This is a genomic window from Companilactobacillus nuruki (assembly GCF_002872255.1).
GTDB lineage: Bacteria > Bacillota > Bacilli > Lactobacillales > Lactobacillaceae > Companilactobacillus > Companilactobacillus nuruki.
Window position 1 is genome coordinate 176,086 of sequence record NZ_NIPR01000005.1, and the last position, 25,519, is coordinate 201,604.

Consider the following 25,519-nt stretch of genomic DNA (forward strand, 5'->3'; position numbering starts at 1 on the left):
ATTTTATATTGACTTATATAGGCTTTAACAGTTAATTTGATATTAATGACAAAACACTTGGGGGATTTGCTTATGCTTGAAGATATTCAAAAAGAGATCGAAAAATACGAAACAATTATTATTCTCAGACATCAAAATCCTGATCCTGATGCTATCGGCTCACAAGTTGGTTTGGCTACTATTCTTCAAGAAGCCTATCCTCAAAAGAAAATTTATGTTTCAGGTATCGACTTACCAGTTTTAGACTGGATCGGTCATATGCAAGATGTTTCACCTGAAACATACCGCAATTCTTTAGTGATCGCCGTTGATACAGCTAATATAGAAAGACTCGATAATCCCGGATTCTATAAACAAGCCGGTATGGTTATCAAAATAGATCATCATCCTGATGTTGATCCTTTTGGTGATATCAATTGGGTTGAAGATTCATTTTCTAGTTGTGCCGAAATGATCTACATAATGACTGAAAAAATCAATCATCTTAATATTTCTAAAAAGAGCGCTTATAGTCTTTATTCAGGGATCGTTGGCGATACCAATCGCTATCTGTATGGAGAAACAAGTTATTTTACTTTAGACGTGGCTGCTAAACTGGCAAAAACCGGTATTAATATTTCCGAAATCAGTTTACATGAAGATGAAATGTCTCTGCAGGTTGCACGACTAGAGGCATACATTTTAGATAACCTTCAAATTACCGAGTCAGGCTTTGGATCTATCGTTATCCGAAAAAATACTTTAGAAAAATTTCATTTAGCCGATGGTGAAATCGATCACGTCGTACCACTAATTGGTCGAATCAATACTGTCAATAACTGGATTGTTGTTAGTGAAAAGGTTCCAAACCGTTTCCGAATCAATCTCCGTTCTAAAAAAATTGCCATTAATGGCGTAGCCGAAAAATTTGGTGGTGGTGGACATCCGCTTGCCAGTGGCGTTTACGTTGGTAGTATGGATGAGGTTTTCGCTCTGATGAAGGATATGGATGCGTTGAATAAGCGTAACTAAATCAATATAAATTTGCGGCAAAACCCAAAAATATGTTTCACTTAAAAAGAAGGACCAGCAATCTATTTTGATTACTGGTCCTTCTTTATTTTAATTTTAGTTCTCTTTCAAATATCTTCTTCAATTTTTTCATTATAATAAACGATCTTAGGTTCAAACTTTTCACCATCAAAATGAACTTTAGTCAGCGATAAATTTCCTGGCTCAACCTTATCCAATAAAAATGGCGCATAAGTATTTACCAAAGCCGTTAGAATTGCACTATGCGTGACCACAATTACCGGTTTTGTTTCTTTTTGTAGTATCTGTTCTATCCCTTTAGAAAACCGATTCCAAAATTGTTTACTTGTTTCAGCCAAATGATTTGGATCTAGTTTAGCCAATTTATCTTGAATTTCATTTGCACTCATTTGTTTTAAAGTTTCTTCTTCTGATTTTCCAGAAATCTTACTATACGTTTCTTCTTTAGATTGCCCCTCAAAACTACCATAGAATTGTTCCCTTAATTCAGGCATAGTTACCATCTTAAAAGGTTTTCCGCCTGCAAATTTAAAACTACTATTCAATTCAGCGACTGTTTGGACTGAGCGATTCATATCACTACAGTAAATCGTTCCAGACAAATCCCCCAAATTACCTAAAGTTCTACCCATTTTGTAGGCTTCCTCATGACCAGATTTCGTTAGTGGAGTATCTGACCATCCCTGCATCTTGTTTAGTCGATTGAAATAAGTCTCACCATGTCGAATAAAGTAGATATCCATAATTTTCACTCCTTGTCGCTACACTTCATGAGAAGTGTAGGCTTATTGGGAATAAAAGACAATTTATCGGATTTATTTAACTATTTAGGCTATTATTAAAGTACTTTTATTAGATATCTATTTGGAGATTATATGGAATATACAATGAGTGAAGTATGCAAAAAATTTAACATTTCAGAATACACGATGAGATATTATGACAAAATTGATTTAATTCCTGGGGTTTACCGTAATGAACAAAATAGACGTATCTTTACTGATGATTCTGTTGGATGGATAAGATTTGTCATCGCACTTAGAAGTACCGGTATGCCTATCGCTGATGTAAAAAAGTACATCGATCTAACCGCTGTTAATAATAATACTAGTATCCAAGCACGTCTGGATATGTTAGAAAAACAGGCAAATAATGCCGACAAACAATTGGCAGACATTCAAAAACAGCATCAAATAATTGCTGATAAAATTGAGCATTATAAACAATCAATGCAGAAATCACCAGACTTAACAAAAAAGCCATACCAACGATGGGTATGACCTTTTTTACATATTGCCAGTTGATTCTGTTAATTTGCGGTTAAGCTCATCATTTTTGGCTAATTCTTTTGCATGTTGTTCGGCCGCTTGTTCAGCATCTTTACCAATCAATAAATGTACTGGTGCTTGTTTCATTTCACTCAAAGTATAAATTGCTTCTGCAACCTTTTCAGGCTCACTAATATATCTTTCACCATAAGCATGCCATTGATCGTGAATCATATCAATTGCCTGTCCGACAGTATCTTTATAAATATCACTTCGAGCAGCATCCATAGAGTCACCACCCCATTCGGTTCTCATACCTCCAGGTTCAACAGTTGTTACTTGAATACCGAATGGTTGGACTTCATGAGACAATACCTCACTAAGACCATTTACCGCGAATTTGGCACTCTGATAAGCCCCTAATCCAGGTCCACCTATACGACCACCTATAGAACTAATATTAATAATTCTTCCAGACTTTGCCTTTCTCATTGCTGGTAAAACGGCCTTGATTGTATAAAGTGTTCCGTAAAAATCAGTATCCATTTGTGATTTGAATGTATCCAATGACATTTCTTCAACTGAATCCATATCAGCAAATCCGGCATTATTAACCAATATATCAATTGAGCCAAAATGCTCAATGGCTCTTTGGATGGCTTCATTAACGTCTTTGACATCTGTTACATCTAACGAAATTGGATATATCTGATTACCATACTTTTCAAGTAAATCATCAAATCTTTTAGTATTTCTAGCAGTTGCTACTACATTGTCTCCATTGTTCAAAGCATTTTCAGCAATAGAGCGACCCAAGCCTCTAGAGCTACCTGTTATAAACCAAGTTCTTGTCATTATAAATGACCTCCTATTTCTTGTTCATGGGAGATTATAGTTTATTAGAGTAACTCTAGGTCAAGCAATTTTAAAAAAAATTATCTTACTCTAATAACTTTTAATTCATCTAAATCCACTTAAAAATAATATCAAAACACAGAAAAATCAACATTAATCCAAAGATAGAAGCATACCACATGGCAAAACTAATCAACTTAGGTATCTTCTTTTTTTTCATTTTTTTAAAGGCCTTAAATATAACAAAGATCTCTGTACATCCTAAAACAAACAGACTCACTGCAATTACATATGGCATAAGAATCACTTCTTCCTGTACAGCTTTTCTTAGCCATATAATACTTGCTTTAAGAGCAAATAAAAAAGGAATCAAGCACAGACATCCTGTCTACACTTAACTCCTCTATGAGAAATATTTTGAAAAATTAAAGATTGAACTTATTAACGAGACAACTCCAATAACGACTACTATTAAAGAAAAAATACCTTTAACCGTACAAATATTATTCCATGGTACATTTACCATAAATGAAATTCCTAAAATTCCTATCCAAAAATACTTTCCTTTATAAAAATCGTCATTAAACTTCACAAGTATTTCCTCTCTTTAATATTATTATTCTGATAATACTCCCAAAAGTCATATTTATGCCAACTCAATCATTAACGTCCATTTTTTGGTCATGAACGTAGAATTTCATTAACGAATCGTTTCAACCCATCTCTTTTGAAGATAAATATTGATAGCAGAAATAATTACTATCCAAGCAAAAATTACTCCTAAGCCTATCCAAGTTACTGCATTAAATTGACTCAAACTACTAATTCCTTGATTTAAGGTACTATTAATCATTTTAAAAATACTCTCGGTTATAATTCTGAAAACATATACTCCTGCCCATATTACGATCAAATACAAAATAAACTTAACAAATCTCTGACTACCAAATGGTAGAAAACCACTGATAAAACTAATTAATAAATGAACTAACGTTATTGCTGACCAAATTAAAAATGGTATTAAAACGATCAATAAGATCATTTGTACCAATGTTCCGAAATTAATTGAGCCGCTCATATTAAGATAAGATTCAATATCTTGTCCAGCTAATAAATAAATAATTGCATTAATGATACCCTCTAAAATTTGTAAATAAACAAAAACCAAGAAGGTCGTTAGAATATTACCTAAATACAATTTAGTATCTGTTGAAGGTATTAAACGATAATTGTTACTTGTCAAAATACGTTCATTAACACGTGATAACATAATAAAACTTATGAAATTAATAATAGAAAAGCTGATAAGTGTTGTTCCAATAGCGGTATTACTATCAAGATTACCTTTAATCAACATCCATAAACAAATTCCTATTAGGGCAATTAGATCAATACCCAAAATCCAATTTACCAACTTCCATTTTTCCCAAATCAGATTTTTACTCAATCCTACAAAATCACTCATTTGAAACACCTCCCTCATAAACTTGTTCGTAATACTCCTCTACACCTAAGTGATATTTCTCTTGAATACCTTCAACTGAACTAACTTGATAAATTGTCTTATCCTTAATAATAACGACGTCATCCAACAAACTAGCAATCTCAGTAACATAATGATCACTGATAATAATTGTTGAATCATCGCTCTTCCAACGAATAATACTGCTGATAATCTTCTTACGAGACATACTATCAATTCCGCTTAATGGTTCATCCAACAAATAAAGTTTTGTTTCTCTAGAAAGAGCCAGCGCAATTACTAATTTTCCTAATGTTCCGGTTGAAAGATTTGATAATCTTTGTTCTTTATCAAGGTCTAAATACTCGGATATTTCAGCATATTTTTTACTAGAAAAATCAGGATAAACGTTGAGATAAAATTTTTCAATATCCTTTATTTTTGTGTTTCTTCCAAAACCATTCAAATGATCACTAAAACTAATTTTTTCTTTAATTTCAGCTTTTTTTGCAGTTCCATCAACCGTTATAACGCCCTCTGGCAAAGAATTAATTCCAGCAATCAAACGCATTAAAGTCGTTTTACCTGCTCCGTTTTCACCTAATAATCCAATGATTTTGCCACTATCTAAAGATAGATCAATATTTGTTAAAATTTTTTTATTGTTCTTTTTATAATTCAAATTACTTATTTTTAGTATTTCCGCCATAATATTCTTCCTTTCTTACTTAGTTGTTTCTGACCATCGATTCATTATATATAAATTAGTACTTACAAAGACCAATATCCAAACTATAACAATGACGATTCCCATACTAAGCAAATGTATCTCATCAGTAAAAGTATTTCCTGCATTACCAGTGGTTAAAATATCAAAAATATTTTCTGTAATAATTTTAAATGGCACTGAAAGAATCCCAACTACTATAACTTCTAAAATGATTTTTCCAATACTCTGATTTTTAAAAGGAAGAAAACCATCAATCCAATCAATAACCAAATGTAATAAGCTGATACCCGCCCAAATCAATAAGACACCTAAAATGAAAGTAACCAAAATTTCAAATTTAAAAAAGTATTGTTGAACAGAATTAAAATGCCTTATCATAAAATCATCATACGGATTAGGAAAAATTTTCACGGCTACACTATAGATAATCAATTCACCAATTATTAAATAAATTAAAGAGATTAAGGCTGTCATCATGTTACTAAAGTAAAGTTGCGTATCACTAATTGGAATCAAACGATACTTATCACTGCTGTAGGTATTCTCAATTGCAATAGCCAACAAGATGATCCCAACAATCATTATTATTACAACGCCACCTGTGAAACTAGTAATATCTGAATTATGAAAAATAAAATCATAAATTTGTGCCGCCACAATTACGAAGATATGAAGGACCAATAGAATCGTAACTAGTCTCATACGATACTTGATTAAATTCTTACTAACACGTCCAAAACTACTCATTGGAAACTCCTCCTTCATAAATCTGTTCATAATATTCTTCAACACCCAAGTGATATTGAGTTTGAATATCCTCAACAGGAATTGTTTGATAAATCTGCTTATCTTTTAGAATGATCACCTCATCCAACAAACTAGAAATCTCTTTCACATAATGTGAACTAATGATAATGGTTGAATTATCATTCTTCCACTGCAAAACACTTTTAATAATTTTCTTACGTGTCATGATATCAATACCGTTCAATGGTTCATCTAACAAGTAGATTGGTACTTGCCGGGCCAAAGTCAAAGCTATCATTAGTTTTTCACCACTCCCAGTTGAAAGAGAGTTTAATTTATCATCACTATTTATCCCCAAGAACTTTGCCATTTCTTGATATTTTTCAAAAGAAAAATCAGGATAGATGTCCAGATAAAATTGAATAATATTTTTTACCTTAGTTCCTGCACTTATTCTGCTAGGGCTTTTTTTGAGACTATCTAAGGAATAAGTCATACTAACACAAGACTTAATACCAGCTTTGGTATCTATACCTGAAACAATTACTTTTCCAGAATTTTTAGCGTTCACTCCAGAAATCAAGCGCATTAAAGTTGTTTTACCTGCTCCATTTGCACCCAATAAACCAATAATTTTGCCACTATCCAGAGTTAAATTAATATTATTTAGTATTTGTTTGTTGTTCTTTTTGTAATTCAGATGACTTATCTCCAAGATTTTACTCATGGTTTACCTCCCGCTGTTTTACATAATTATTGAAGCTTTCCATTATCTCATTATCGTTCATATTAAGTGAATGTAATTTCTCATAAGTAGCATCAAACATTTCCGCCACAATATGGCTTTTTAGCTTTTTCACGATTGTCACATCCCCTGTCACAAAGTTTCCCTTACCCCGTTGTGGGATAATCACATTTTCGTCTGTCATTTCTTTTAATGCCTTTTGAACCGTATTGGAATTGGCCGAAAATTGAACAGCTAGTTGCCTAACTGAGGGTAATTGAGAATTCAATTCATATTCGTTACTGATAATCTTGCGATATAAAATGTCCTTTATTTGGAGATAAATTGGAATGTTATCAATATATTCCATCTTTTCACCTTCTTACTGTTCTAGTACACTAACACAGTAATATATATATCCTCAAAAAGCAACTTTTTTTGACATTATTAATAAAAAATCTTGTACTACAATGAAAGAAGAGAGAGGAAAAACATAACCCGTTTTTCCTCTCTCTTCTTTTTACCTACTGCCTATCTAACTGGCATCTTTTCAAAGATACTGTAAAACTGTGATTTGTCTACTGAATTGCCACGGTAGACTCCGTTCCAACCAGCTCGCTTAGCAGCATCTCCTAATTCATTTAAATTATCATTTTCATCTTTAGATAAATTAATATTACTAAAACCGACAATATAAATATAATTTACCATCCGATTGACTAGTGCTTCGGGATTCTTAGCTGTATCCAATTTTAAATAAACTTGCGATAAAACATCGGTAATATCTAATAGAGCCGAATTTTTATCAGAATGTTCCATCAATGAATCGTACAAGTTATGAATATAATTCTTAGTTTTTTCGATATCCATTTTGATCCTCCTAAAATGCGTTCAGTGTCAAGGCTATCCCTAATAGAGATATCCCTAATCCAAAGGCAAAACTATACCAGACTGCGTAGCCGACAAAACTAGATGTCGATTTGTTGCCATGCTTTTGAATCATTTTGACATATTTAAAAGAATTCACCATCTGATAAATACCAAAAAATATTCCTAAAACACCAAATACATATTTCCAGATCATCATTAACGCTTCCTTTCTAGCTTCTTGACCTTAATATAGCATCGGTCTATTTAACTAAAGTGAAAACATCCTCAATGATGGGATTTTTATTCCTGAACTAAAACCAAATTGAACCGGCAATTATTGCTGACAACGCAATGGCATCGTATTTCTCCCCTTTTCCTCTGGAGAAATAATATAAGTCGATTACACTTTTAGGAAAATCCTTCTTATTCTCTAAATATTCAATTGAAATCCTTTTACAGAGTCGTGATGATAATAGATCTACATCTTCTGTTTTCTCCAATTCAGTCGCATATTCTAAGATCATCTTCTTCAGATCTGGTCGCTTATTGATATTGATATCGTTATAGGCACTATCTAAATGGTCCATCATTTCTTTAACTTTTTCAGCACGATTTTTCATGAGTTTTCTCCTTATACCTTACTGTTCTTAATAATCATCATTATTCATTAATTTTTTGAAGGCAATTATTTAATTGTCATGTATTGAAAATAACACCATTCCATATTCTTCGAAAAAATTATCCTGAATTGAGGGTTTTTCTTTCCTAAATGATTATTCAAGACTGATTTTTCCTAATTCAAGATATCTATATTTTTATTGTTCATTTATATGTGATAATTAATATATCAATTTAAGTTATTAGGAGGTAATGACATGATCTATCTTGATCCAATCGCGAATATAGTTGGACAAATTCTCTCATGGATTATCTTTTTCTATGTTTTCGAAAAGGTATATAGACCTAATTTACTTTCCCTAACCATAATCTTTATTATTACTGTTTTACGAAGCTTGTTTTTTACTGATTTCGCCTATTTAATTGTCGTTATAACGGCTTATTTAATTTTAAACCCTCATAAAAAAAGAAATCTCCTCCTAATCAATTCTTTACTTATTAGTATTCTACTTCGATTATTATCAGAGACTCTAGCCAAAACTACAGTGGTTCTTTTTAACATTAATCACATTTCAACACATAGCTTATCAGGTAGTTGCATCTTTGTTGCCATAACTATTTTGATTGAGACATCTATTGCTCTAGCCTTTGTCTATCTCTATAAAAGATTCAATCTAACATCTGCCTGGCAACTGGAAAATTCAAGTCTTTTTAGTATTTTGATTACTTATCTTTTTCTCGTGATTTTCATTTTCATGCGTATTATTCAACATTATCAAGCTTACTCTGATCTATTATCGGGAATTTTATTATTTATTCTGATTCAATGTACTTTTATAGTTATCGTTTTTCTCAAAAGTAGTCAAATTCAAAAAGAATCTTATACTCGTGAATTAGGCAAAGAACAATTGAAGAATCTTAAAATGTACACCGACCAACTTGAACATGACCAATTAAAATTACGTAACTTTGAACATAACTATAAAAACCAAATTAAAGACTTACGATCAATTGCAGTTAATGGTGATTTTGAAAAAATGAAAGTATCCCTTGTAGAACTGGAAGATTATTCTAATAGTTATTTTGACAATATTTCGATGCAATTATTTAAAGACCTCAATAATGTCCAAAATCCTTATCTCAAAAGTCTTTTAATCAGTAAACTAACACTAATCCATCAAAACAAGACTACTTGTCATTTCGAATGCCGTAATATCGTTAATGACGTTACTATTAATATTTTTGACCTAGTTCGTTTGTTAGGAATTTCGATTGACAATGCGATTGAAGAAACAAAAGGCCAAAAGAATAGTGAGATTCAATTGGCTATTATTCAAGAATCCAAACAATTATCCTTTTTGATAATCAATACAACCCACACCAAAACCAAAATAAATCAAATGATGCAAGACGGATATTCTACTAAAAAGAATCACGCCGGCTTTGGATTAGCTAATGTTCAAGATATTAAAAAGAAATATCCTAACCTCTTCGTTCAATACCGCAATGACAATAGTTGGTTCAAATTAAATATCCAAATAATCAAATAATTGAGGAAAAGATAGATGTTACTAGCAAATACGGGACCACACATTTTAAGAGTCTTACTGACCTGGCTAATTTTTTACTATGTATTAAATTTAATTTATCAACCTAGAAAACTATCACTTCAACGAAAAAGTCTTACCCTAATTGGTCTTTATTCAATATCCGTTATTTTGGACTTTGTCCTACATGGTTATTCTTACTTTTTGATCTTAATGATAATTTACTTTAGCTTTAAAACAAATCAAAGAGTAAATTACTATCTAATCAATACCAGTCTACTAAGCTTTTTAGTCAAATTTCTTTCTGTGATTATTCCATCTCGTTTATTTATTTATCTTTTTCCAATTCAAGACGTTAAATCATATTCGTTTATTCTAGTAATACTTTTCTTTCAATTTCTCTTTTCGTTTGCATTCATTTATATCTATAAGTTCTTCGATCTTGATAAAAAATTCAAATTTCAAAGAACTCCCATGACCAGTATTTTATTAGGATATTTGTACATCGTCTTGTATGCAACTATGTTATTCGTTCGTCAATTCAAATACTATCTTAATTTGGTCACTGGTATCTTAATATTTGTTCTAATTCAATGTATCTTTATTGTTTTTATCTTTATTCGTGAGAGACGTCGACAAAAAAGAATCTATCAAGATAAACTGGCTCAGGAACAAGTCAAGAACCTTAAACTCTATACCGATCAATTGGAACATGACCAGCTAAAATTACGACATTTCAAACATGATTATAAGAATTTACTCTTTAGTTTAAAAACTGTAGCTGATGAAAAAAATTACGATGCTATGAATCAAGCACTAGATAAGTTAGAAAGTTATTCCGATGATTATCTAAATAATCTTTCTATGGAATTATATAAAGATCTTAATAACGTTCAAAATCCTTATCTTAAAAGTTTATTCATTAGCAAGTTAAATACCATTAATCAAAACAATATTATTTGTCATTTCACTTGTCATACCATTTTGGATCAGCTACCAATCAGCACAGTTGATTTGGTCAAATTACTAAATAGTTCAATTGATAACGCCATTAACTTTACCAAGGATCAACCTCATGGCGCAATTCAGTTGGCTATTACTAAGGAAGACCAACAATTAGCATTTTTGATCAATAATTCCTTAGCTGTCTTACCAACAACTGATCCAGAACAAGATCACTTAGATTTCCTCCATATCAAATATCTTAAGAAAAAATACGCTAACATTTTTATTCAATATAGTAAGAGCGATAAATGGTTCAGATTTCACATCACATTAATTACCAAAGGAGATTGATTATGTACCCAATTATTATGTGTGAAGACGATTCTATTCAATTACAACAATTAAACGATCTGATTAAAAATTACATCACCTTTCACAGTAATCTTCTTAAAATAGAATTGTCTGCTACTGGTCCAAAACAAGTGGTTGATTATCTAAATAAAAATAATCCCCAACATGGAATTTATCTTTTAGATATTGATTTACAAGCTGATATGAATGGTATTCAATTAGCCGAGATAATTCGGCAACAAGACGTTCAAGCTGAAATAATTTTCGTTACAACCCATGATGAAATGGCTCCATTGACTTTGAAGCATAAGGTTGCTGCTTTAGATTTTATTGAAAAAGATCAAGAATTGAATAACTTTAGACAAGAACTCTATGATGCCTTAGGTTATGCCAAAGAACTAATTGATAAAACTAGAACCGTTCAAAAAAAAGGCTTTTCCTTCGAGGTAGGTACACAAGTTTATAACCTTGATAAGTCTGAAGTTGTTCTGGTCGAAGCCTCCGATATTCCCCATCGTTTAAATCTTTCTTCAACTAATGGTCAATTTGAATTTTATGGTAAGTTGACTGAATTAGAAGAGAAATACTCTTTTCTATTTAGAATCAGTCGCTCATGTCTAATAAATCCTGAAAATATTCATCACGTTGATTTTTCAATTCGTGAAGTTGGACTAATAGATGGATCATCCAGAAAATTTTCAATTGGTAAATCAAAGAAACTCAAAAGAATCATTCAAGAAACGCTTTAGATTCATCGTTATAACGATGAATCTTTTTTGCAACTTCCAATTGCGTGCATTATTACTGACTTTGACCATATACTTCAGGTGTAAAGGGATCAATTAAATATTTATATTTTGGAGGTAAACATCATGTTCAAATTCGGTAAAAAAGTTAATTACAGACCTATTTTAGTCAGTCTTGCATTCGCCTTAATTCCTATCATTGGTATCGGTCATTTTTATCCTCTCAGAGGTATTTTAGCCGGTCTACTTGTCTTCTTACTCGTTGTTTTAATTTACTATCTTCCAAACCTATCAATTTTGTTTAGTTACTGGCAGGCAGATAATAATGAAATAAAATTCAATGACATGTCCAACCTATCTCATCGGTTAACAATGATTCTTCTTCCATTTAAAAATCAATTATCAACTATTAAAGAAAAGGATATTCACTCAATTACCGTACTTGGCAAACTAGAAGATCCAAAAGAAATGACCTACGCAATGCAAGTTGGTGCATATTATGCTATCTTGACACCAATTATTTCCATGATTAAAAATCCTGTTTCACTTGAACTCACTATGAACAATGGTCAAAAAGTTCAATTAAGCATTTCACGTGATTATGCTTATGATCATAAGAAAACTATCGCCAAACTCGATCAATTTTTTGGTAGTTTAGACAACACTCAAATCAAAGTTAATAATTATCATAAGATAAGTTTCAGCTAAATCTAATTCGGGAATTAAAAAACACATCCCTTATAATTTAAGAGATGTGTTTTTAGTACTTAAAATGTCTATCAATGAATAAGCTGTTTCAAAACTAGTAGTACGTTGCTTAATTTGTAATATTTGTTGCCACAATTGACCAGTGTAATCATTAAATACTAATTTCTTATTAGTACGACAATCATTCACCTTATCAATAATTTGATCAACTTTCTTATCAAAGAGTGAACCACGAAATTGTTTTTCTGATAATTCTCGAATTGACTGTTTTAAAAATTTTTCCATCTCTTGGTTAACTGCTGATTCATTGATTTGATGACTAAATGATTCCTCAAACTTTATTAAGATAGATAACAGTAACTTTTGTTTTGAATATTCCATTTGTCTTTTCACCCATATCTAATATACCCGATTTCTGATGCAATAGATACATTTTCGGACTAGTGTATAATGAAACCTATACGTTTTTAATGTAACTGATGGGGAATAAAAAATGAACAAACAATTCTATAAAACTATGAATTTCTGGTATGGCGTTATCATGTTAGTCGTTGGTATTATGTTTACCGCCCATTCAACAAAATCGACTTGGGTTCTAATTGACGCAATTTTTATTATTGCAGCAGTTGTCTTTTTGTTATTGAGCCTCTTCCGCAAGCCTAAACCCAAACAAGAGAAGGAAGATCAAACTCCATTATTATAGAGTTTGATCTTTTTTAATAGAACAAATTTGTTATGCCCGTCCCTTTCCAAAAACTATCGGAATCATTTTTCATGAATTTAATCAAATCTATTATCACTCTTGGTGCTTGATAACTATGAGTTATTAAATACATTGAAAGTATGTCATCTAATTTTCTCGTAACTATCTTTATTGATTTTCCATTATCTAGTTCTTTATATGCCCACATCAACCCAGATGATAAATCTTCATCAGTTTTTACCTTTTCATCATTAGCTGCCTTATCAATTAATTCCATCAAAACTTCAATCTTCATCTTAATCTCCCGCCTTTGTTGAAAATAATTCTATCATCTGTCGATTTATCTACCCTAAAAATATCCTAAAACCATCCTTTTTTGCTCTTAAAAGCTTCAAGAAATCGTTTTCTACCTATTATATAGCGTTTAAACAACTTAAATGTTATTATTTATAAAGATTATCGAAAGGATGGTACTTTCATCATGCGCTTGAGAACAGATATCATTACAACCAACAAATAAAAAAATGGCATTATTACCCTGGGGTAACTAGTGCCACCAGGAGGATTTATGACTGAATCTAAATTAACTTTTGAAAAAACACGTGTAATCGTTGCTGGAGTTAGCCACCTACAGCCTAACTTCGAATATACGATGCAAGAATTAGCCGCCTTAGTAGAAGCAAATAACATGGAGGTAGCTGATACAGTGATCCAAAATGTTAATACCGTTAGCGGTGCTACTTATTTTGGATCAGGTAAAGTAACTGAAATTAAAGAAATTGCTAACGCTGATGATGTTCAAATCATTGTTCTAAATGATGAATTAACACCATCACAAATAAGAAATCTCGAAAAAGAAACCAAATTAAGTTTTATGGATCGAACTGAACTGATCCTACAAGTTTTCTCCAACCGTGCTCAAACTAAACAGGCCAAACTACAAGTTGAAATTGCCAAATTACAATATCAACTACCAAGAATACATCCATCAGGTAATCCATTGGACCAACAATCCGCTTCTGGCGGTTTAGCTAACCGTGGTGCTGGTGAATCTAAATTGGAACTAGACAGACGTGTAATTAGAAAACGTATCACAGCTTTGAAAAATGAGCTTAAAACAGTTGATAAAACTATTAACGTCCAAAGTAGGCGTCGAACAAATACCTCATTGCCACTAGTATCATTAGTCGGTTATACCAATGCCGGTAAATCCACAACTATGAATGGAATTCTGAATTTCAATAAAGAAGATTCCACCGATCGTAAAGTATTCGAAAAGAATATGCTTTTCGCAACACTTGATACTAGTGTTAGAAGAATCGATTTAGAAGACAATACTAGCTTCCTATTATCTGATACAGTCGGTTTTGTCAGCAAGTTGCCTCATAATTTGGTTGAATCTTTCAAAACAACCTTAAAAGAAGCTCAAGATGCCGACATCCTAATCCAAGTCATTGATATATCTGATGAACATTGGCAAAATATGATTGAAGTAACTGAAAAAACTTTAAGGGAAGTTGGTGTTGTTGATAAACCAATGATTTATGCTTTCAACAAAGCAGATCTTAAACCTGGTCAACAATTCCCTTCAATCGAAGGCGATAATATTTATTATTCAGCTATTGATAAAAATTCGATTGAAAAATTAGTTCAATTAATTAAACAAAAAATCTTTATTAACTATAAAAAGACTGAATTGCTCATACCTTATAGTGATCAGAAGATTACTGAAGAAATTCTGAAAAATTCCCAAGTACTCAAAAAAGAGTTTACCAATGACGGTTCATTGATCAGTGCTAATTTAAGTCCTGAAGAATTAGAAAGATTTAATAAATATATTCAAACAGAGATATCTAATTAAGCAGATATCTCTGTTTTTCTTTGCAATTTTATCCATATTGTATTATTATTTTATAAACATTAGAAATTTTCTAATTAAGGGTATTCACTTTTAATAATTATTAGTGTATTCTAAGAATAATATTTTAGGGAGGTTGAACAATGAATTTCAAGAAGAAGTATTTACTTGCATTGTTACCGATATTTCTATTCGCCTTAGTTCTGAGTGGTTGTGGATCATCTACTGAAAAAGACAGTAATGACACGATTTCAATCAGTGCCAGTGATGTTATCGCAACAATGGATTCATCTATGAACACTGATGTTATCGGTGCGCAAAATATAACTAATACGATGGAGGGTCTTTACCGCTATGATGGTAAAACTTTAAAACCCGCTATTGCTAAGGAAATTGTTAAGCCAACAAACAATGGTAAAACATATACTTTCCATTTGAGACATACTAAATGGTCAAATGGTAAACCTGTTACTGCTAACGATTTCGTTTATGCATGGCGCAGAACAGTTGATCCTAAAACTGCATCACAATACGCCTACATTTACACTGGTGTCAAAAACGCTGACAAGATCAATGCCGGCAAGAAACCTGTCGATACCTTGGGGATTAAGGCGTTAGATAAATACACACTTGAAGTTACATTGGACAATGCAATTCCATACTTCAATACATTGATGGCTAGTTCAACATTCTACCCTCAATACAAACCAGCTGTAGAAAAAGCTGGTAAGCAATATGGATTAAAGAGTGACGGAATGGTCTTCAACGGACCATTCAAACTAGTTAACTGGTCTGTTTCTAATAACAGTTGGACTGAAGTTAAAAACAATTCATACTGGAATGCTAAGGCCGTTAAGTTAAAGAAAGTTAAATATTATGTAGTTAAGGATGCTAATACTGGTTTGAACCTATACGATACTAACCGTATTAACCGTCTTGAAAAACTTGGTGGAGATACAGCTAGACAAGTTTCTAACTATAAGACTTTCTCACTAGATAAAATGACATCTAATTTCTATCTTGAATTTAATCAAAAGAAATATAAATTCTTCCAAAACGCTAAGATCAGACAAGCTATCTCTATGGCTATCGATCGTAAACAATTAACTGACAATGTTCTTGGTAAGACCGGTGGTGTGGAACATACCCTTGTTCCCGTTGGTATGTCATACAATCCAACAACTAAGACTGACTTTACTAAAGAAAAGATTCTTCAAGATTCTAATAAGTACACCGAATACAACCCAACTGAAGCTAAGAAACTTTGGAAAGAAGGTATCGCAGAAACTGGTCAAAAAGACCTCAGCTTTACTCTTCTAGGTGATGATACGGATAATGCTAAGAAACAAAATGAGTTCATTCAAGGTCAACTTGAAAAGAACTTACCTGGCTTGAAGATTACTTTACAAAATGTTCCATTTAAGTCACGTCTAGATAAATCTACATCTGGTCAATTTGATATTGTTGTTACTGGTTGGAACGCCGATTATCCAGACCCTGTTACATTCTTGGATATCTTTACAACTGGCAACTCACAAAATAATGGTAAGTATTCTAATAAAGATTACGATGCCTTAATTGAAAAATCTAAGACAACAGACGCTACTAATGAAGAAGCTAGATGGCAAGATCTACTAGAAGCAACTAGGATCTTAACTGATGATCAAGGAGCTGTTCCTTTGTATCAATACTATCAAGCTAATTTAACTAGATCTAACGTTCATAACTACGTAATGGCTCCAAATGGTAGTTATAACTTAGTTACTGCTTACAAAAAATAATCATAGGTGAGGGAGATTAAATAATGGCTAAATATATTCTCAAAAGAATACTTTATTTATTCTTGACCCTATTCATTATTGCTTCGATAACATTCTTCTTAATGAAATTGCTTCCTGGTACACCGTTCTCTAACCAGAACCGTATGTCAGCTGATCAATTGAAGATCGTTAAAGCGCAATATGGATTGGATCAATCAGTAGGTGTTCAATATGTTCGTTATATGGTCGGTTTGTTACACGGTAATTTGGGGACATCATTCCAATTCAACAATGAACCTGTTACAGCATTAATCGGTCAAAGACTTGCTCCATCAATGCAAATTGGTGCTCAAGCAATGATTCTTGGTACAGTACTTGGTATTTTACTTGGTGCCGTAGCTGCCATTCGTAAAAATACATGGGTTGATACACTTGCAACATTTATTTCAATCCTTGGTCTTTCAATTCCATCTTTCGTTTTAGCTGTTCTATTACAATTCTACCTAGCCTACAAATGGAAGATCTACCCAGTTGCTCTTTGGGACAATTTCCAATCAAGTGTTCTACCAACATTAGCTCTAACGGCATTGCCATTAGGTACCGTCGCCCGATTTATGAGAACCGAAATGGTCGATGTCATGAGTAGTGACTATATTGAATTGGCCAAATCAAAAGGTAATCCAAATTGGCGAGTTGTTGCAAAACATGCTTTACGTAATTCATTGATTCCAGTTGTTACCATCATCGGTCCTATGGCCGTTTCAGTTATGACTGGTTCTATGGTTGTTGAGAATATCTTCTCAATTCCTGGTATTGGTGAACAATTCGTTAAATCAATCACAACAAATGATTATCCTACAATCATGGGTCTTACAATTTTCTATTCATTCTTATTAATCATAGTTTACTTGATCGTTGATATCCTTTATGGATTAATTGATCCAAGAATTAGACTAGGAAACGGAGGTAAAGAATAATGGATCAAATCCCTCAAATTCCGAAGGAAAAATTTAAATTAGTTCATGATGAAAACAATAAAGAACAAGAAAAAATCGGTACGCCTTCACTTACATACATGCAAGATGTTCGTCGCCGTTTGTTTAAGAATAAAGTTGCCGTTGTTTGTTTGACACTACTTTCAATTATTGTTTTAATCTCAATCTTTGCCCCTGTTATCGCACCACACGATCCAAATGCTCAACAAGTTACATTGTCCAACCTTCCCCCTAAATTAGGTAACTTGAATATCCCCGGTATGAATGGATATCAAAATATGGGCGGTCACATGGTTGATGCTTATAAACAAGCTGGCGCCCCCAAAGGAACATCATTTATTCTTGGTACTGATTACCTTGGACGTGACCTGCTCTCAAGAATTATCTATGGTACAAGACTTTCATTAATTGTTGCCGTATTAGCTACCTTAGTTGACCTTCTAATCGGTGTACCTTATGGTATTGTTTCTGGTTGGAAAGGCGGTAGAACCGATACAGTTATGCAACGTATCGTTGAAATTGTTTCATCAATTCCTAACTTGATCGTTGTTATCTTAATGATGATCGTTCTAAAACCCGGTTTGACATCAATCGTTATTGCGATTGCAATTACTGGTTGGGTTACAATGGCCCGGCTGATTCGTGCTCAAACCTTCCAATTGAAAGAACAGGAATATATTTTAGCGGCTAGAACTCTTGGTGAACCATCAATGAAAATTGCTACTAAACATTTAATCCCTAACCTTTCTTCAACAATTATTATTCAAACAATGTTTACAATTCCCAATGCCATCTTCTTTGAAGCCTTCTTGAGTTTCATTGGTATTGGTATCCCAGCACCAAACGCTTCTCTAGGTACACTTTTATCAGATGGTCAAAAAGCCTTCAGATTCCTACCATATCAAATGTGGGCTCCAGCTATTATCTTGAGTATCATCATGATTGCTACTAACCTTCTTGGTGACGGCTTACGTGATGCCTTTGACCCACAATCATCAGAACACTAACTAAGGAGAAATCGAAATGGATAAAATTCTAGAAGTAAAAGATTTACATGTAGATTTTGATACCTACAACGGTACCGTTCATGCGATCCGTGGTGTCAATTTCCATTTAAATGCCGGTGAAACCTTAGCTATTGTTGGTGAATCTGGTTCTGGTAAATCTATTACCGTTCGTTCAGTTCTACAATTATTGGCTTCAAATGCCACAATCTCTAAAGGAGAGGTCCTCTATCATGGGGATGATCTTCTTCAAAAAAGTGATAAGGAAATGGATAAATTACGTGGAAATAAAATTTCTATGATTTTCCAAGATCCTATGACATCACTTGATCCTACTATGACTATCGGGAAACAAGTTGCTGAACCACTCTTGATTCACAATAATATTTCTCAAAAAGATGCTTTAAAACGTGCTGAAGAGGTTCTACGTTTAGTTGGTATCCCTAATCCAGCAGCCAGAATGAAGGATTACCCTCACCAATTTTCTGGTGGACAAAGACAACGTATAGTTATCGCAATTGCCATCGTTGATTATCCAGAAATTCTAATCGCCGATGAGCCAACAACTGCTTTGGATGTTACAGTTCAAGCACAAATTATCGATCTGTTAAAAGAACTACAACAAAAGATCGGTACCTCAATCATTTTCATTACCCATGACCTTGGCGTTGTGGCTGGAATTGCCGACCGTGTAGCTGTTATGTATGCTGGTCGCTTCGTTGAATATGGTTCTGTTGACGATATTTTCTACAATCCTCAACACCCATACACTTGGGGCTTGTTGGATTCTATGCCTACCCTTGATACAAACGAAGATGCTCGTTTGAATTCAATTCCCGGAACTCCACCTAATCTTCTTGACCCACCAAAGGGTGATGCTTTCGCTCCAAGAAATGCTTATGCAATGCAAATCGATGAAGAACAACAACCACCATTCTTCAAAGTTTCTAAGAATCATTTTGCTGCTACTTGGTTATTACATCCAGATGCACCAAAAGTTACACCACCTGCAGCAATTCTCAACCGTTATAAGAAATTTGAAAAGTTAGGAGGCAATGCTAAATAATGGCAGATGAAAGAGAAGTAATTGTATCAGTTAAAAATCTCAAACAATATTTCAACATTGGCAAACCTAACATGGTTAAGGCGGTTGATGATGTCTCCTTTGATATCTATAAAGGTGAAACCTTTGGATTAGTTGGTGAGTCTGGTTCTGGTAAGAGTACTACTGGACGTAGTATCATCAGACTTTATGATCCTACTGATGGTCATATTTTCTTCAATGGTCAAGATATCAGTAAGATCAAGAGTCATGGTCCTAAGATGAAGGAATTCCGTCGTGAAATGCAAATGATTTTTCAAGATCCATACGCTTCATTGAACCCACGTATGAAGGTTAAAGATATTATTGCTGAAGGCCTGGATGTTCACGGTTTAGTTAAAGATGAGCAAGAACGTGACAAGCGTGTTCGCAAATTACTTGATATGGTCAATTTGAATCCTGAACACATGACTCGTTACCCTTATGAGTTTTCAGGTGGTCAAAGACAACGTATCGGTATTGCCCGTGCTTTGGCAGTTGATCCTCAATTCATCATTGCTGATGAACCTATCTCAGCACTTGATGTTTCTATTCAAGCCCAAGTTGTTAACTTGATGCAAGATATTCAAAAACAACAAGGTTTAACTTACCTATTTATCGCCCATGATCTTTCAATGGTTAAATATATCTCTGATCGTATTGCTGTTATGTATCGTGGTAAGATCGTTGAGTTGGCTGCTTCTGATGAAATTTATAACAATCCATTGCATGCCTACACGCAAAGCCTCTTGTCCGCTATTCCAGTACCTGATCCTGAGGTCGAAACTAAGCGTACAAGAATTGATTTTGATCATAAGAGTCCCTTTAAAGATGATCAAAGATTGCAAGAAGTTCTTCCTGGTCATTTCCTCTATTGCAGCAATGAGGAAGCCAAGAAATATCAAAATTAGTTAAAGATGCGTGCAGACATCTTTAACCAATACATCTGACAAAAACCAAATCCAATACCAAACAAATATTATTTTAAAAATAAAACACAAAAAGCCAGTAATTAAATGATTACTGGTTTTTTTGTGTTTTTAGTAGTTAAATTTTTTTATTTTTTACCACAAAATATATAGTTACCAAAATAAGAAAAATCGGAGAAAACTTACTAAAGTAAGACATATTATAAAATAGAAAAAATATTTGCAAGATAAGCATAATTAAGAAAAAAACTCTTATTATTAAATCAAGTTTTTTATTCATTTCAATATCTCCTTATGTATAAATCAATTCACTAATAAAGAACCAAAAGGACCTCTTTACACGGAGCGGCTTCTATTAAAATATAGAATTTACATACCTATTGAGCTTCTACACTCTTATACTGACCCCTTATGCAAAAGAATTAAAGAGTTGAAATCTAAATGTATATAGCCAACTAGTATTCATTCTTTCATCCCGAACGCAAAAAGAAAGGAGCTAGCCTTACGGCCAGCTCCGATTGTATTTTTATTATTTTTCATAAGCTTTTCTTCTTTCTATTTTGTTAATTCTTCTATATCAGGGGGGAGGAGATATATTTGAAAAAATCTATTTTTATTATTTATTAATTAAATTTTCTAGTTAAGTAAAACTTTATAGTCGATTGAGTCACCTCTTTGTTAATTGACTATGCTTATATAATAGCGGGATTTTGTGAATATACGGTTAGTAATTTTAGAAATAAATCGGAATTAAATGTGAAGAAAAATCGACATATTGATTATAAGAGCCACAAAAAAACTGCCGGGGAAGGCAGTTTTTTCTTTTTGTAATATTTACGGGGAATAAATATCAAATTGTTTTTAGGAAATTAACTTTATTATCTTAGGGGGGAGATATCTAAAGTTTTTTCATATATGTGTTTATTAAGGGGATTAAACTTTTTAAAAAATAGAGTATTTATTATATAGGGGTTTATTTCTATTCATGTGTAAAGTGAGTTATTTAAGAAAATAATATTTTACAGGGGTTTTCCAATTTCATCCGGTCACCTCTCGTCTTTGTTATTTGACTATGCTTAAATAATAACGGTAATTTATGAACATACAGTTGCTAAAGTACGAATTAATTTATAACAATATATGAAGAATTTGTGATCAAAGACTTATATTTGTCGTATTGTCTGAATTTATCCTTTAATTGGAGACTAATTACCTGAATTAGATCCTAGCCTGCTTTATACTTTAAATGATTGAAATATTTATAAAGAGAGGGTTTAAAAATGAAATTAACTAAAGAACAAAAAGTCGATTTGAAAGCTGCAATAATTGCTGGAACCGCAGCCGGTATCATTTCCGGTTTTGTTAAACTAGGCTGGGAAAATGTTTTGCCACCTCGTACCCCCGCTCGTGACGCCGTTAATCCACCCCAAACCTTAATGGAACAAGCTGGATTGCCTAAGAAAATCACTCGTGGAACTTATACTTACTCTGAACATCAAATGCCTTGGGCTAGTTTTTTGATGCATTTTGGTTTCTCAACCTCTTTTGCTATCATCTATGAGGTTCTATCAGAATATAAACCTTTCATTAGAAAGGGATCAGGTGCTATTTTCGGTTTAGCAATTTGGGTCGCTTTTCATATCGGAATTATGCCAATGATGAAAACTGTCCCTTCTCCAAAGGATCAACCAACTCAGGAACATATATCTGAAGCTCTCGGTCATATCGCTTGGATGTGGACAAATGATATTGTCGGCCGCGAACTCTATCGTCGTCTGACAGAAAAATAGGAACTTTTCTTGAATAGATGGAGAACCTCCTTAACTGAACGAATCAGTTATGGCTTAAGTGATGCAGCGGATAATTTAGTTTTCCAAATGATGACTACTTACCTACTTTTCTTTTACACCGATGTTTTCGGTCTTAATGCTAGTGAGGTAGCAATTTTGTTTGTCGTAGCTAGAACTGCAGACGTCTTTGAGAGTTTAATTATCGGTATTATGATTGATAACACTCACTCAAAATGGGGTAAAAGTAGACCATTTTTTCTTTGGTACTCATTTCCCTACGTTATATTCGCTGTTTTAACTTTTGTCACTCCTAATTTCCTACCACATACTGGGAAATTAATTTGGGCTTATGTGACTTATCTAGGCCTTGGTTTCTTCTATACTGCCGTCAATCTTCCTATTACCTCTATTCTGCCAACTATGACTGACAACGAACAGGAGACAACTCTCTTAGGCGTTATCAGGCAATTTTTTGGCAGTTCGGTTCAAATTATCGTAGCCGTATTCACCATCCCACTAGTTAGTTTCTTTGGTAAAGGTGATCAGCAAAAAGGATTCTTAGGTACGATTGTTTTGTTTGGAATCATTTCTTTAGTTCTAATTCTAAATACTTTCTTCCATGTACGAGAACGCTACACTAACAAGGAAATCAGTCATCAACCTTTATCTGAGGTTTGGAATATGCTAAAACAAAACAAACCTTGGATCATCATTTCTATTGTTATTTTCTTGTATTGGCTAACAACCGCCATTAAGAATCAAACTACGATTTATTATTTCAAATATATTATTCACAATGAGAATTTAGTTTCCATTGCTAATAGCTTCACCTTCACAGCTCTCATTGGTGTTGTGGCAATTTATTTCATTTCCGCTAAATTGGGCAAGAAGAATACTATGCTTTTAGGTATCGTAACTGCCTTTATCGGTCAAGTCATTATTACCTTTGGTACTTATTCTGAAAATTTGGCTACCCTCTTTACCGGTATCTTCATCAATTGTATCGGTGGTGGCTTTATCATCGGATTGGTTTCGATCATGATTGCCGACACCATTCGCTATGGTACTGCAATGGGAATTCAAGCCGAAGGTGTTTTAGCTTCGACAGATGATTTTGGTGTCAACCTTGGTTTAGGATTGGGTGGATTAATCACTGCTGAATCCTTACAAATGTCTGGTTATGTTTCAAATAAAGCTCAAACTGCATCTACAATTTCTGCAATCAATTTAAATTATGCTCTGATTCCTTTAGCTCTGTATGTCATTATGTTCATAATTTTACTGGGATATAATGAAAGTAAGATCAAAGAGGCAATCAATTAAAGAAGGTCAACATGCAACAAGAATCGCTTTTCTCTAATCAAAATAATGATGACAATACTCCTCTAGCAAACCGGGTTCGTCCCACGACACTAGAGGATTTTGTCGGTCAAAAACATTTAATCGGCAATGGCAAAATTTTACGTGATATTATCAATCAAGATAAAATTCCTTCATTGATCTTTTGGGGACCACCTGGGGTCGGAAAAACCACCTTGGCCGAGATAATCGCTAAAAAAACTGAAGCTAATTTTATTACCTTTAGCGCCGTAACTAGTGGTATTAACGATATCAAAAAAGTTATGAAAGAAGCCGAACTCAATCGCGAGATGGGACAAAAGACAATTGTCTTCATTGATGAAATTCATCGCTTTAATAAGGCTCAACAAGATGCCTTTTTACCTTTCGTTGAAAAAGGCAGCATAACTTTAATCGGTGCTACAACCGAAAATCCATCCTTTGAAATTAATTCAGCGCTATTGTCTAGGTGTAAAGTCTTCGTTCTTAAATCTTTAACCAAAGATGATTTAGTCCAATTATTAAACAATACTTTGAATAATCCTAAAGCCTTTCCTGGATTAAAAGTTGAAATCGATAAAGATACACTGGAACTAATTGCTTCCTATGCCAATGGTGACGCCAGAATATCCTTGAATACTTTAGAAATGGCTGTTATCAACTCCGAAACTAATGACAAAACCGTTCAAGTGAATCAAGAGAACATTCGCCAATTATTGAACACCAAATCACTACGTTACGACAAAAATGGCGAGGAACATTATAATATTATTTCTGCCTTACACAAATCAATGCGTAATAGTGATACCGATGCAGCGATTTATTGGGCCATGCGCATGCTTGATGGTGGCGAAGATCCTTTGTACATTGCCAGAAGATTAGTTAGATTTGCCAGTGAAGATATCGGATTGGCCGACACTAATGCATTGAATGTGGCAATCAACGCATTTCAAGCTTGCCAATTTTTAGGAATGCCTGAATGTAACGTACATATAATCGAAACGGTTATCTACTTATCTGTAGCTCCCAAGTCTAATGCCGTTTACCAAGCGACTCTTAAAGCTCAAAAAGATATTAAAAAATATGGTAACCTTCCCGTCCCACTTCAAATCAGGAATGCACCTACTAAACTGATGAAGAAACTTGATTATGGAAAAGATTATCAATATGCTCACGATACCAAAGATAAATTAACAAATATGAAAACTATGCCTGATGAAATTCAAAATAATCAATATTATTTACCTACTGAAGAAGGCAAAGAGAGACTATTTAAGCAACGTTTAGAATATATTAAAAAGTGGCATCAAGAACATAATACTGAAAAATAGCCTGTATTGACGCAACCATGTTTTTTTAACACGGTTGATCATCAAATACAGGCTATTTATTTTGATCAACTAAAACTTACACCTTAACTAAAAACCATATTCTAGTTACTAAGTAACTTTTCCTTAA

At 33.2% G+C, this 25,519-nt stretch carries 30 protein-coding genes; 16 read left to right on the forward strand and 14 right to left on the reverse strand.

Going from position 1 to position 25,519, the window contains the following annotated elements:
* Positions 1–72: 72 nt before the first annotated feature.
* Complete coding sequence (locus tag CBP76_RS03030; RefSeq protein WP_102195455.1) at positions 73–1,011, forward strand: DHH family phosphoesterase; 939 nt, start codon at positions 73–75, stop codon at positions 1,009–1,011.
* Between the two features lie 107 nt (positions 1,012–1,118).
* On the opposite strand, the gene CBP76_RS03035 is transcribed toward CBP76_RS03030, so the two are convergent.
* Positions 1,119–1,775: a histidine phosphatase family protein gene (locus tag CBP76_RS03035; protein ID WP_102195456.1), complete on the reverse strand. Its 657-nt coding sequence runs from the start codon at positions 1,773–1,775 to the stop codon at positions 1,119–1,121.
* Between the two features lie 132 nt (positions 1,776–1,907).
* Between CBP76_RS03035 and CBP76_RS03040 the strand changes: the two genes are divergently transcribed.
* Positions 1,908–2,312 (forward strand): MerR family transcriptional regulator, encoded by a 405-nt coding sequence (locus tag CBP76_RS03040; RefSeq protein WP_102195457.1) that lies wholly within the window; start codon positions 1,908–1,910, stop codon positions 2,310–2,312.
* A 6-nt stretch (positions 2,313–2,318) separates the two neighbouring features.
* Here the strand turns inward: CBP76_RS03040 and CBP76_RS03045 are convergent, their stop codons facing one another.
* The 11 genes from CBP76_RS03045 to CBP76_RS03095 all read right to left on the reverse strand — a co-directional run bounded on the left by CBP76_RS03045 (position 2,319) and on the right by CBP76_RS03095 (position 8,308).
* Positions 2,319–3,155, reverse strand: coding sequence for an SDR family NAD(P)-dependent oxidoreductase (locus CBP76_RS03045; protein ID WP_102195458.1), 837 nt, complete (start codon positions 3,153–3,155; stop codon positions 2,319–2,321).
* A gap of 109 nt (positions 3,156–3,264) precedes the next feature.
* Entirely contained in the window at positions 3,265–3,453 is a 189-nt protein-coding gene (locus tag CBP76_RS03050; RefSeq protein ID WP_133120374.1) for a hypothetical protein, read from the reverse strand.
* A gap of 105 nt (positions 3,454–3,558) precedes the next feature.
* The gene (locus CBP76_RS13100; protein ID WP_102195460.1) at positions 3,559–3,747 is read right to left on the reverse strand and encodes a hypothetical protein; all 189 of its coding nucleotides are present in this window, start codon (positions 3,745–3,747) and stop codon (positions 3,559–3,561) included.
* Positions 3,748–3,855: 108 nt separating this feature from the next.
* Positions 3,856–4,620: a hypothetical protein gene (locus CBP76_RS03060; protein ID WP_102195461.1), complete on the reverse strand. Its 765-nt coding sequence runs from the start codon at positions 4,618–4,620 to the stop codon at positions 3,856–3,858.
* The gene (locus CBP76_RS03065) at positions 4,613–5,326 is read right to left on the reverse strand and encodes an ATP-binding cassette domain-containing protein (protein WP_102195462.1); all 714 of its coding nucleotides are present in this window, start codon (positions 5,324–5,326) and stop codon (positions 4,613–4,615) included. The genes CBP76_RS03060 and CBP76_RS03065 overlap by 8 nt, the downstream gene beginning before the upstream one ends.
* Before the next feature lie 15 nt (positions 5,327–5,341).
* Positions 5,342–6,094 (reverse strand): hypothetical protein, encoded by a 753-nt coding sequence (locus CBP76_RS03070; RefSeq protein WP_102195463.1) that lies wholly within the window; start codon positions 6,092–6,094, stop codon positions 5,342–5,344.
* On the reverse strand, positions 6,087–6,821 hold the full coding sequence (locus CBP76_RS03075) for an ATP-binding cassette domain-containing protein (RefSeq protein WP_102195464.1): 735 nt from the start codon (positions 6,819–6,821) through the stop codon (positions 6,087–6,089). Before CBP76_RS03075 ends, CBP76_RS03070 begins: the two co-directional genes overlap by 8 nt.
* Entirely contained in the window at positions 6,814–7,188 is a 375-nt protein-coding gene (locus tag CBP76_RS03080; protein ID WP_102195465.1) for a GntR family transcriptional regulator, read from the reverse strand. The genes CBP76_RS03075 and CBP76_RS03080 overlap by 8 nt, the downstream gene beginning before the upstream one ends.
* Positions 7,189–7,349: 161 nt before the next feature.
* On the reverse strand, positions 7,350–7,688 hold the full coding sequence (locus CBP76_RS03085; protein ID WP_102195466.1) for a bacteriocin immunity protein: 339 nt from the start codon (positions 7,686–7,688) through the stop codon (positions 7,350–7,352).
* A 10-nt stretch (positions 7,689–7,698) separates the two neighbouring features.
* Positions 7,699–7,905 carry a hypothetical protein gene (locus CBP76_RS03090; RefSeq protein ID WP_133120375.1) on the reverse strand — a complete coding sequence of 69 codons (207 nt, stop codon included), beginning with the start codon at positions 7,903–7,905 and terminating at the stop codon, positions 7,699–7,701.
* Positions 7,906–7,999: 94 nt separating this feature from the next.
* Positions 8,000–8,308, reverse strand: a complete 309-nt coding sequence (locus tag CBP76_RS03095; RefSeq protein ID WP_102195468.1) for a bacteriocin immunity protein — start codon at positions 8,306–8,308, stop codon at positions 8,000–8,002.
* 255 nt (positions 8,309–8,563) lie between these two features.
* Here CBP76_RS03095 and CBP76_RS03100 point away from each other — a divergent pair, with 255 nt between their 5' ends.
* The 4 genes from CBP76_RS03100 (at position 8,564) to CBP76_RS03115 (ending at position 12,603) form a co-directional block, all read left to right on the forward strand.
* The gene (locus CBP76_RS03100; protein WP_102195469.1) at positions 8,564–9,856 is read left to right on the forward strand and encodes a GHKL domain-containing protein; all 1,293 of its coding nucleotides are present in this window, start codon (positions 8,564–8,566) and stop codon (positions 9,854–9,856) included.
* A gap of 471 nt (positions 9,857–10,327) precedes the next feature.
* Positions 10,328–11,149 (forward strand): GHKL domain-containing protein, encoded by an 822-nt coding sequence (locus tag CBP76_RS13105; protein ID WP_166667158.1) that lies wholly within the window; start codon positions 10,328–10,330, stop codon positions 11,147–11,149.
* 2 nt (positions 11,150–11,151) lie between these two features.
* Entirely contained in the window at positions 11,152–11,898 is a 747-nt protein-coding gene (locus CBP76_RS03110) for a response regulator transcription factor (protein ID WP_245865559.1), read from the forward strand.
* Positions 11,899–12,021: 123 nt separating this feature from the next.
* On the forward strand, positions 12,022–12,603 hold the full coding sequence (locus CBP76_RS03115) for a hypothetical protein (RefSeq protein ID WP_102195471.1): 582 nt from the start codon (positions 12,022–12,024) through the stop codon (positions 12,601–12,603).
* Positions 12,604–12,633: 30 nt separating this feature from the next.
* On the opposite strand, the gene CBP76_RS03120 is transcribed toward CBP76_RS03115, so the two are convergent.
* Positions 12,634–12,984, reverse strand: coding sequence for a hypothetical protein (locus CBP76_RS03120; protein ID WP_102195472.1), 351 nt, complete (start codon positions 12,982–12,984; stop codon positions 12,634–12,636).
* Between the two features lie 112 nt (positions 12,985–13,096).
* On the opposite strand from CBP76_RS03120, the gene CBP76_RS03125 reads away from it, so the two are divergent.
* Complete coding sequence (locus CBP76_RS03125) at positions 13,097–13,306, forward strand: hypothetical protein (protein WP_102195473.1); 210 nt, start codon at positions 13,097–13,099, stop codon at positions 13,304–13,306.
* A 13-nt stretch (positions 13,307–13,319) separates the two neighbouring features.
* On the opposite strand, the gene CBP76_RS03130 is transcribed toward CBP76_RS03125, so the two are convergent.
* The gene (locus CBP76_RS03130) at positions 13,320–13,601 is read right to left on the reverse strand and encodes a bacteriocin immunity protein (RefSeq protein WP_102195474.1); all 282 of its coding nucleotides are present in this window, start codon (positions 13,599–13,601) and stop codon (positions 13,320–13,322) included.
* A gap of 273 nt (positions 13,602–13,874) precedes the next feature.
* Here CBP76_RS03130 and hflX point away from each other — a divergent pair, with 273 nt between their 5' ends.
* The 9 genes from hflX to CBP76_RS03175 all read left to right on the forward strand — a co-directional run bounded on the left by hflX (position 13,875) and on the right by CBP76_RS03175 (position 25,392).
* Entirely contained in the window at positions 13,875–15,167 is a 1,293-nt protein-coding gene (hflX, locus tag CBP76_RS03135; protein WP_102195475.1) for a GTPase HflX, read from the forward strand.
* Positions 15,168–15,307: 140 nt separating this feature from the next.
* Positions 15,308–16,945, forward strand: coding sequence for a peptide ABC transporter substrate-binding protein (locus tag CBP76_RS03140; protein ID WP_102195476.1), 1,638 nt, complete (start codon positions 15,308–15,310; stop codon positions 16,943–16,945).
* Positions 16,946–16,968: 23 nt separating this feature from the next.
* Entirely contained in the window at positions 16,969–17,901 is a 933-nt protein-coding gene (gene opp3b / locus CBP76_RS03145; protein WP_102195477.1) for an oligopeptide ABC transporter permease, read from the forward strand.
* Positions 17,901–18,926, forward strand: a complete 1,026-nt coding sequence (locus tag CBP76_RS03150; RefSeq protein ID WP_102195478.1) for an ABC transporter permease — start codon at positions 17,901–17,903, stop codon at positions 18,924–18,926. Before opp3b ends, CBP76_RS03150 begins: the two co-directional genes overlap by 1 nt.
* A 16-nt stretch (positions 18,927–18,942) precedes the next feature.
* Positions 18,943–19,989, forward strand: a complete 1,047-nt coding sequence (locus tag CBP76_RS03155) for an ABC transporter ATP-binding protein (protein ID WP_102195479.1) — start codon at positions 18,943–18,945, stop codon at positions 19,987–19,989.
* On the forward strand, positions 19,989–20,915 hold the full coding sequence (locus CBP76_RS03160; protein ID WP_102195480.1) for an ABC transporter ATP-binding protein: 927 nt from the start codon (positions 19,989–19,991) through the stop codon (positions 20,913–20,915). Before CBP76_RS03155 ends, CBP76_RS03160 begins: the two co-directional genes overlap by 1 nt.
* Positions 20,916–22,213: 1,298 nt before the next feature.
* The gene (locus tag CBP76_RS03165) at positions 22,214–22,723 is read left to right on the forward strand and encodes a DUF1440 domain-containing protein (protein WP_102195481.1); all 510 of its coding nucleotides are present in this window, start codon (positions 22,214–22,216) and stop codon (positions 22,721–22,723) included.
* A gap of 9 nt (positions 22,724–22,732) precedes the next feature.
* A complete protein-coding gene (locus tag CBP76_RS03170; protein WP_102195482.1) occupies positions 22,733–24,046 on the forward strand; it encodes an MFS transporter in 1,314 nt (437 codons plus the stop codon).
* 11 nt (positions 24,047–24,057) lie between these two features.
* Entirely contained in the window at positions 24,058–25,392 is a 1,335-nt protein-coding gene (locus tag CBP76_RS03175) for a replication-associated recombination protein A (RefSeq protein ID WP_102195483.1), read from the forward strand.
* Positions 25,393–25,519 lie beyond the last annotated feature (127 nt).

What these genes read in the sequence shown, in the direction of transcription:
- CBP76_RS03140 (WP_102195476.1), top strand. Translation starts at nt 15,308, where the DNA reads ATGAATTTCAAGAAGAAGTATTTACTTGCATTGTTACCGATATTTCTA.
- CBP76_RS03130 (WP_102195474.1), bottom strand. Translation starts at nt 13,601, where the DNA reads ATGAAGATTGAAGTTTTGATGGAATTAATTGATAAGGCAGCTAATGAT.
- CBP76_RS03060 (WP_102195461.1), bottom strand. Translation starts at nt 4,620, where the DNA reads ATGAGTGATTTTGTAGGATTGAGTAAAAATCTGATTTGGGAAAAATGG.
- CBP76_RS03115 (WP_102195471.1), top strand. Translation starts at nt 12,022, where the DNA reads ATGTTCAAATTCGGTAAAAAAGTTAATTACAGACCTATTTTAGTCAGT.
- opp3b (WP_102195477.1), top strand. Translation starts at nt 16,969, where the DNA reads ATGGCTAAATATATTCTCAAAAGAATACTTTATTTATTCTTGACCCTA.
- CBP76_RS03155 (WP_102195479.1), top strand. Translation starts at nt 18,943, where the DNA reads ATGGATAAAATTCTAGAAGTAAAAGATTTACATGTAGATTTTGATACC.
- CBP76_RS03165 (WP_102195481.1), top strand. Translation starts at nt 22,214, where the DNA reads ATGAAATTAACTAAAGAACAAAAAGTCGATTTGAAAGCTGCAATAATT.
- CBP76_RS03090 (WP_133120375.1), bottom strand. Translation starts at nt 7,905, where the DNA reads ATGATGATCTGGAAATATGTATTTGGTGTTTTAGGAATATTTTTTGGT.
- CBP76_RS03175 (WP_102195483.1), top strand. Translation starts at nt 24,058, where the DNA reads ATGCAACAAGAATCGCTTTTCTCTAATCAAAATAATGATGACAATACT.
- CBP76_RS03040 (WP_102195457.1), top strand. Translation starts at nt 1,908, where the DNA reads ATGGAATATACAATGAGTGAAGTATGCAAAAAATTTAACATTTCAGAA.
- CBP76_RS03045 (WP_102195458.1), bottom strand. Translation starts at nt 3,155, where the DNA reads ATGACAAGAACTTGGTTTATAACAGGTAGCTCTAGAGGCTTGGGTCGC.
- CBP76_RS03120 (WP_102195472.1), bottom strand. Translation starts at nt 12,984, where the DNA reads ATGGAATATTCAAAACAAAAGTTACTGTTATCTATCTTAATAAAGTTT.
- CBP76_RS03100 (WP_102195469.1), top strand. Translation starts at nt 8,564, where the DNA reads ATGATCTATCTTGATCCAATCGCGAATATAGTTGGACAAATTCTCTCA.
- CBP76_RS03085 (WP_102195466.1), bottom strand. Translation starts at nt 7,688, where the DNA reads ATGGATATCGAAAAAACTAAGAATTATATTCATAACTTGTACGATTCA.
- CBP76_RS03160 (WP_102195480.1), top strand. Translation starts at nt 19,989, where the DNA reads ATGGCAGATGAAAGAGAAGTAATTGTATCAGTTAAAAATCTCAAACAA.
- CBP76_RS03070 (WP_102195463.1), bottom strand. Translation starts at nt 6,094, where the DNA reads ATGAGTAGTTTTGGACGTGTTAGTAAGAATTTAATCAAGTATCGTATG.
- CBP76_RS13105 (WP_166667158.1), top strand. Translation starts at nt 10,328, where the DNA reads ATGACCAGTATTTTATTAGGATATTTGTACATCGTCTTGTATGCAACT.
- hflX (WP_102195475.1), top strand. Translation starts at nt 13,875, where the DNA reads ATGACTGAATCTAAATTAACTTTTGAAAAAACACGTGTAATCGTTGCT.
- CBP76_RS03075 (WP_102195464.1), bottom strand. Translation starts at nt 6,821, where the DNA reads ATGAGTAAAATCTTGGAGATAAGTCATCTGAATTACAAAAAGAACAAC.
- CBP76_RS03065 (WP_102195462.1), bottom strand. Translation starts at nt 5,326, where the DNA reads ATGGCGGAAATACTAAAAATAAGTAATTTGAATTATAAAAAGAACAAT.
- CBP76_RS03035 (WP_102195456.1), bottom strand. Translation starts at nt 1,775, where the DNA reads ATGGATATCTACTTTATTCGACATGGTGAGACTTATTTCAATCGACTA.
- CBP76_RS03030 (WP_102195455.1), top strand. Translation starts at nt 73, where the DNA reads ATGCTTGAAGATATTCAAAAAGAGATCGAAAAATACGAAACAATTATT.
- CBP76_RS03050 (WP_133120374.1), bottom strand. Translation starts at nt 3,453, where the DNA reads ATGCCATATGTAATTGCAGTGAGTCTGTTTGTTTTAGGATGTACAGAG.
- CBP76_RS03095 (WP_102195468.1), bottom strand. Translation starts at nt 8,308, where the DNA reads ATGAAAAATCGTGCTGAAAAAGTTAAAGAAATGATGGACCATTTAGAT.
- CBP76_RS03080 (WP_102195465.1), bottom strand. Translation starts at nt 7,188, where the DNA reads ATGGAATATATTGATAACATTCCAATTTATCTCCAAATAAAGGACATT.
- CBP76_RS03150 (WP_102195478.1), top strand. Translation starts at nt 17,901, where the DNA reads ATGGATCAAATCCCTCAAATTCCGAAGGAAAAATTTAAATTAGTTCAT.
- CBP76_RS03110 (WP_245865559.1), top strand. Translation starts at nt 11,152, where the DNA reads ATGTACCCAATTATTATGTGTGAAGACGATTCTATTCAATTACAACAA.
- CBP76_RS03125 (WP_102195473.1), top strand. Translation starts at nt 13,097, where the DNA reads ATGAACAAACAATTCTATAAAACTATGAATTTCTGGTATGGCGTTATC.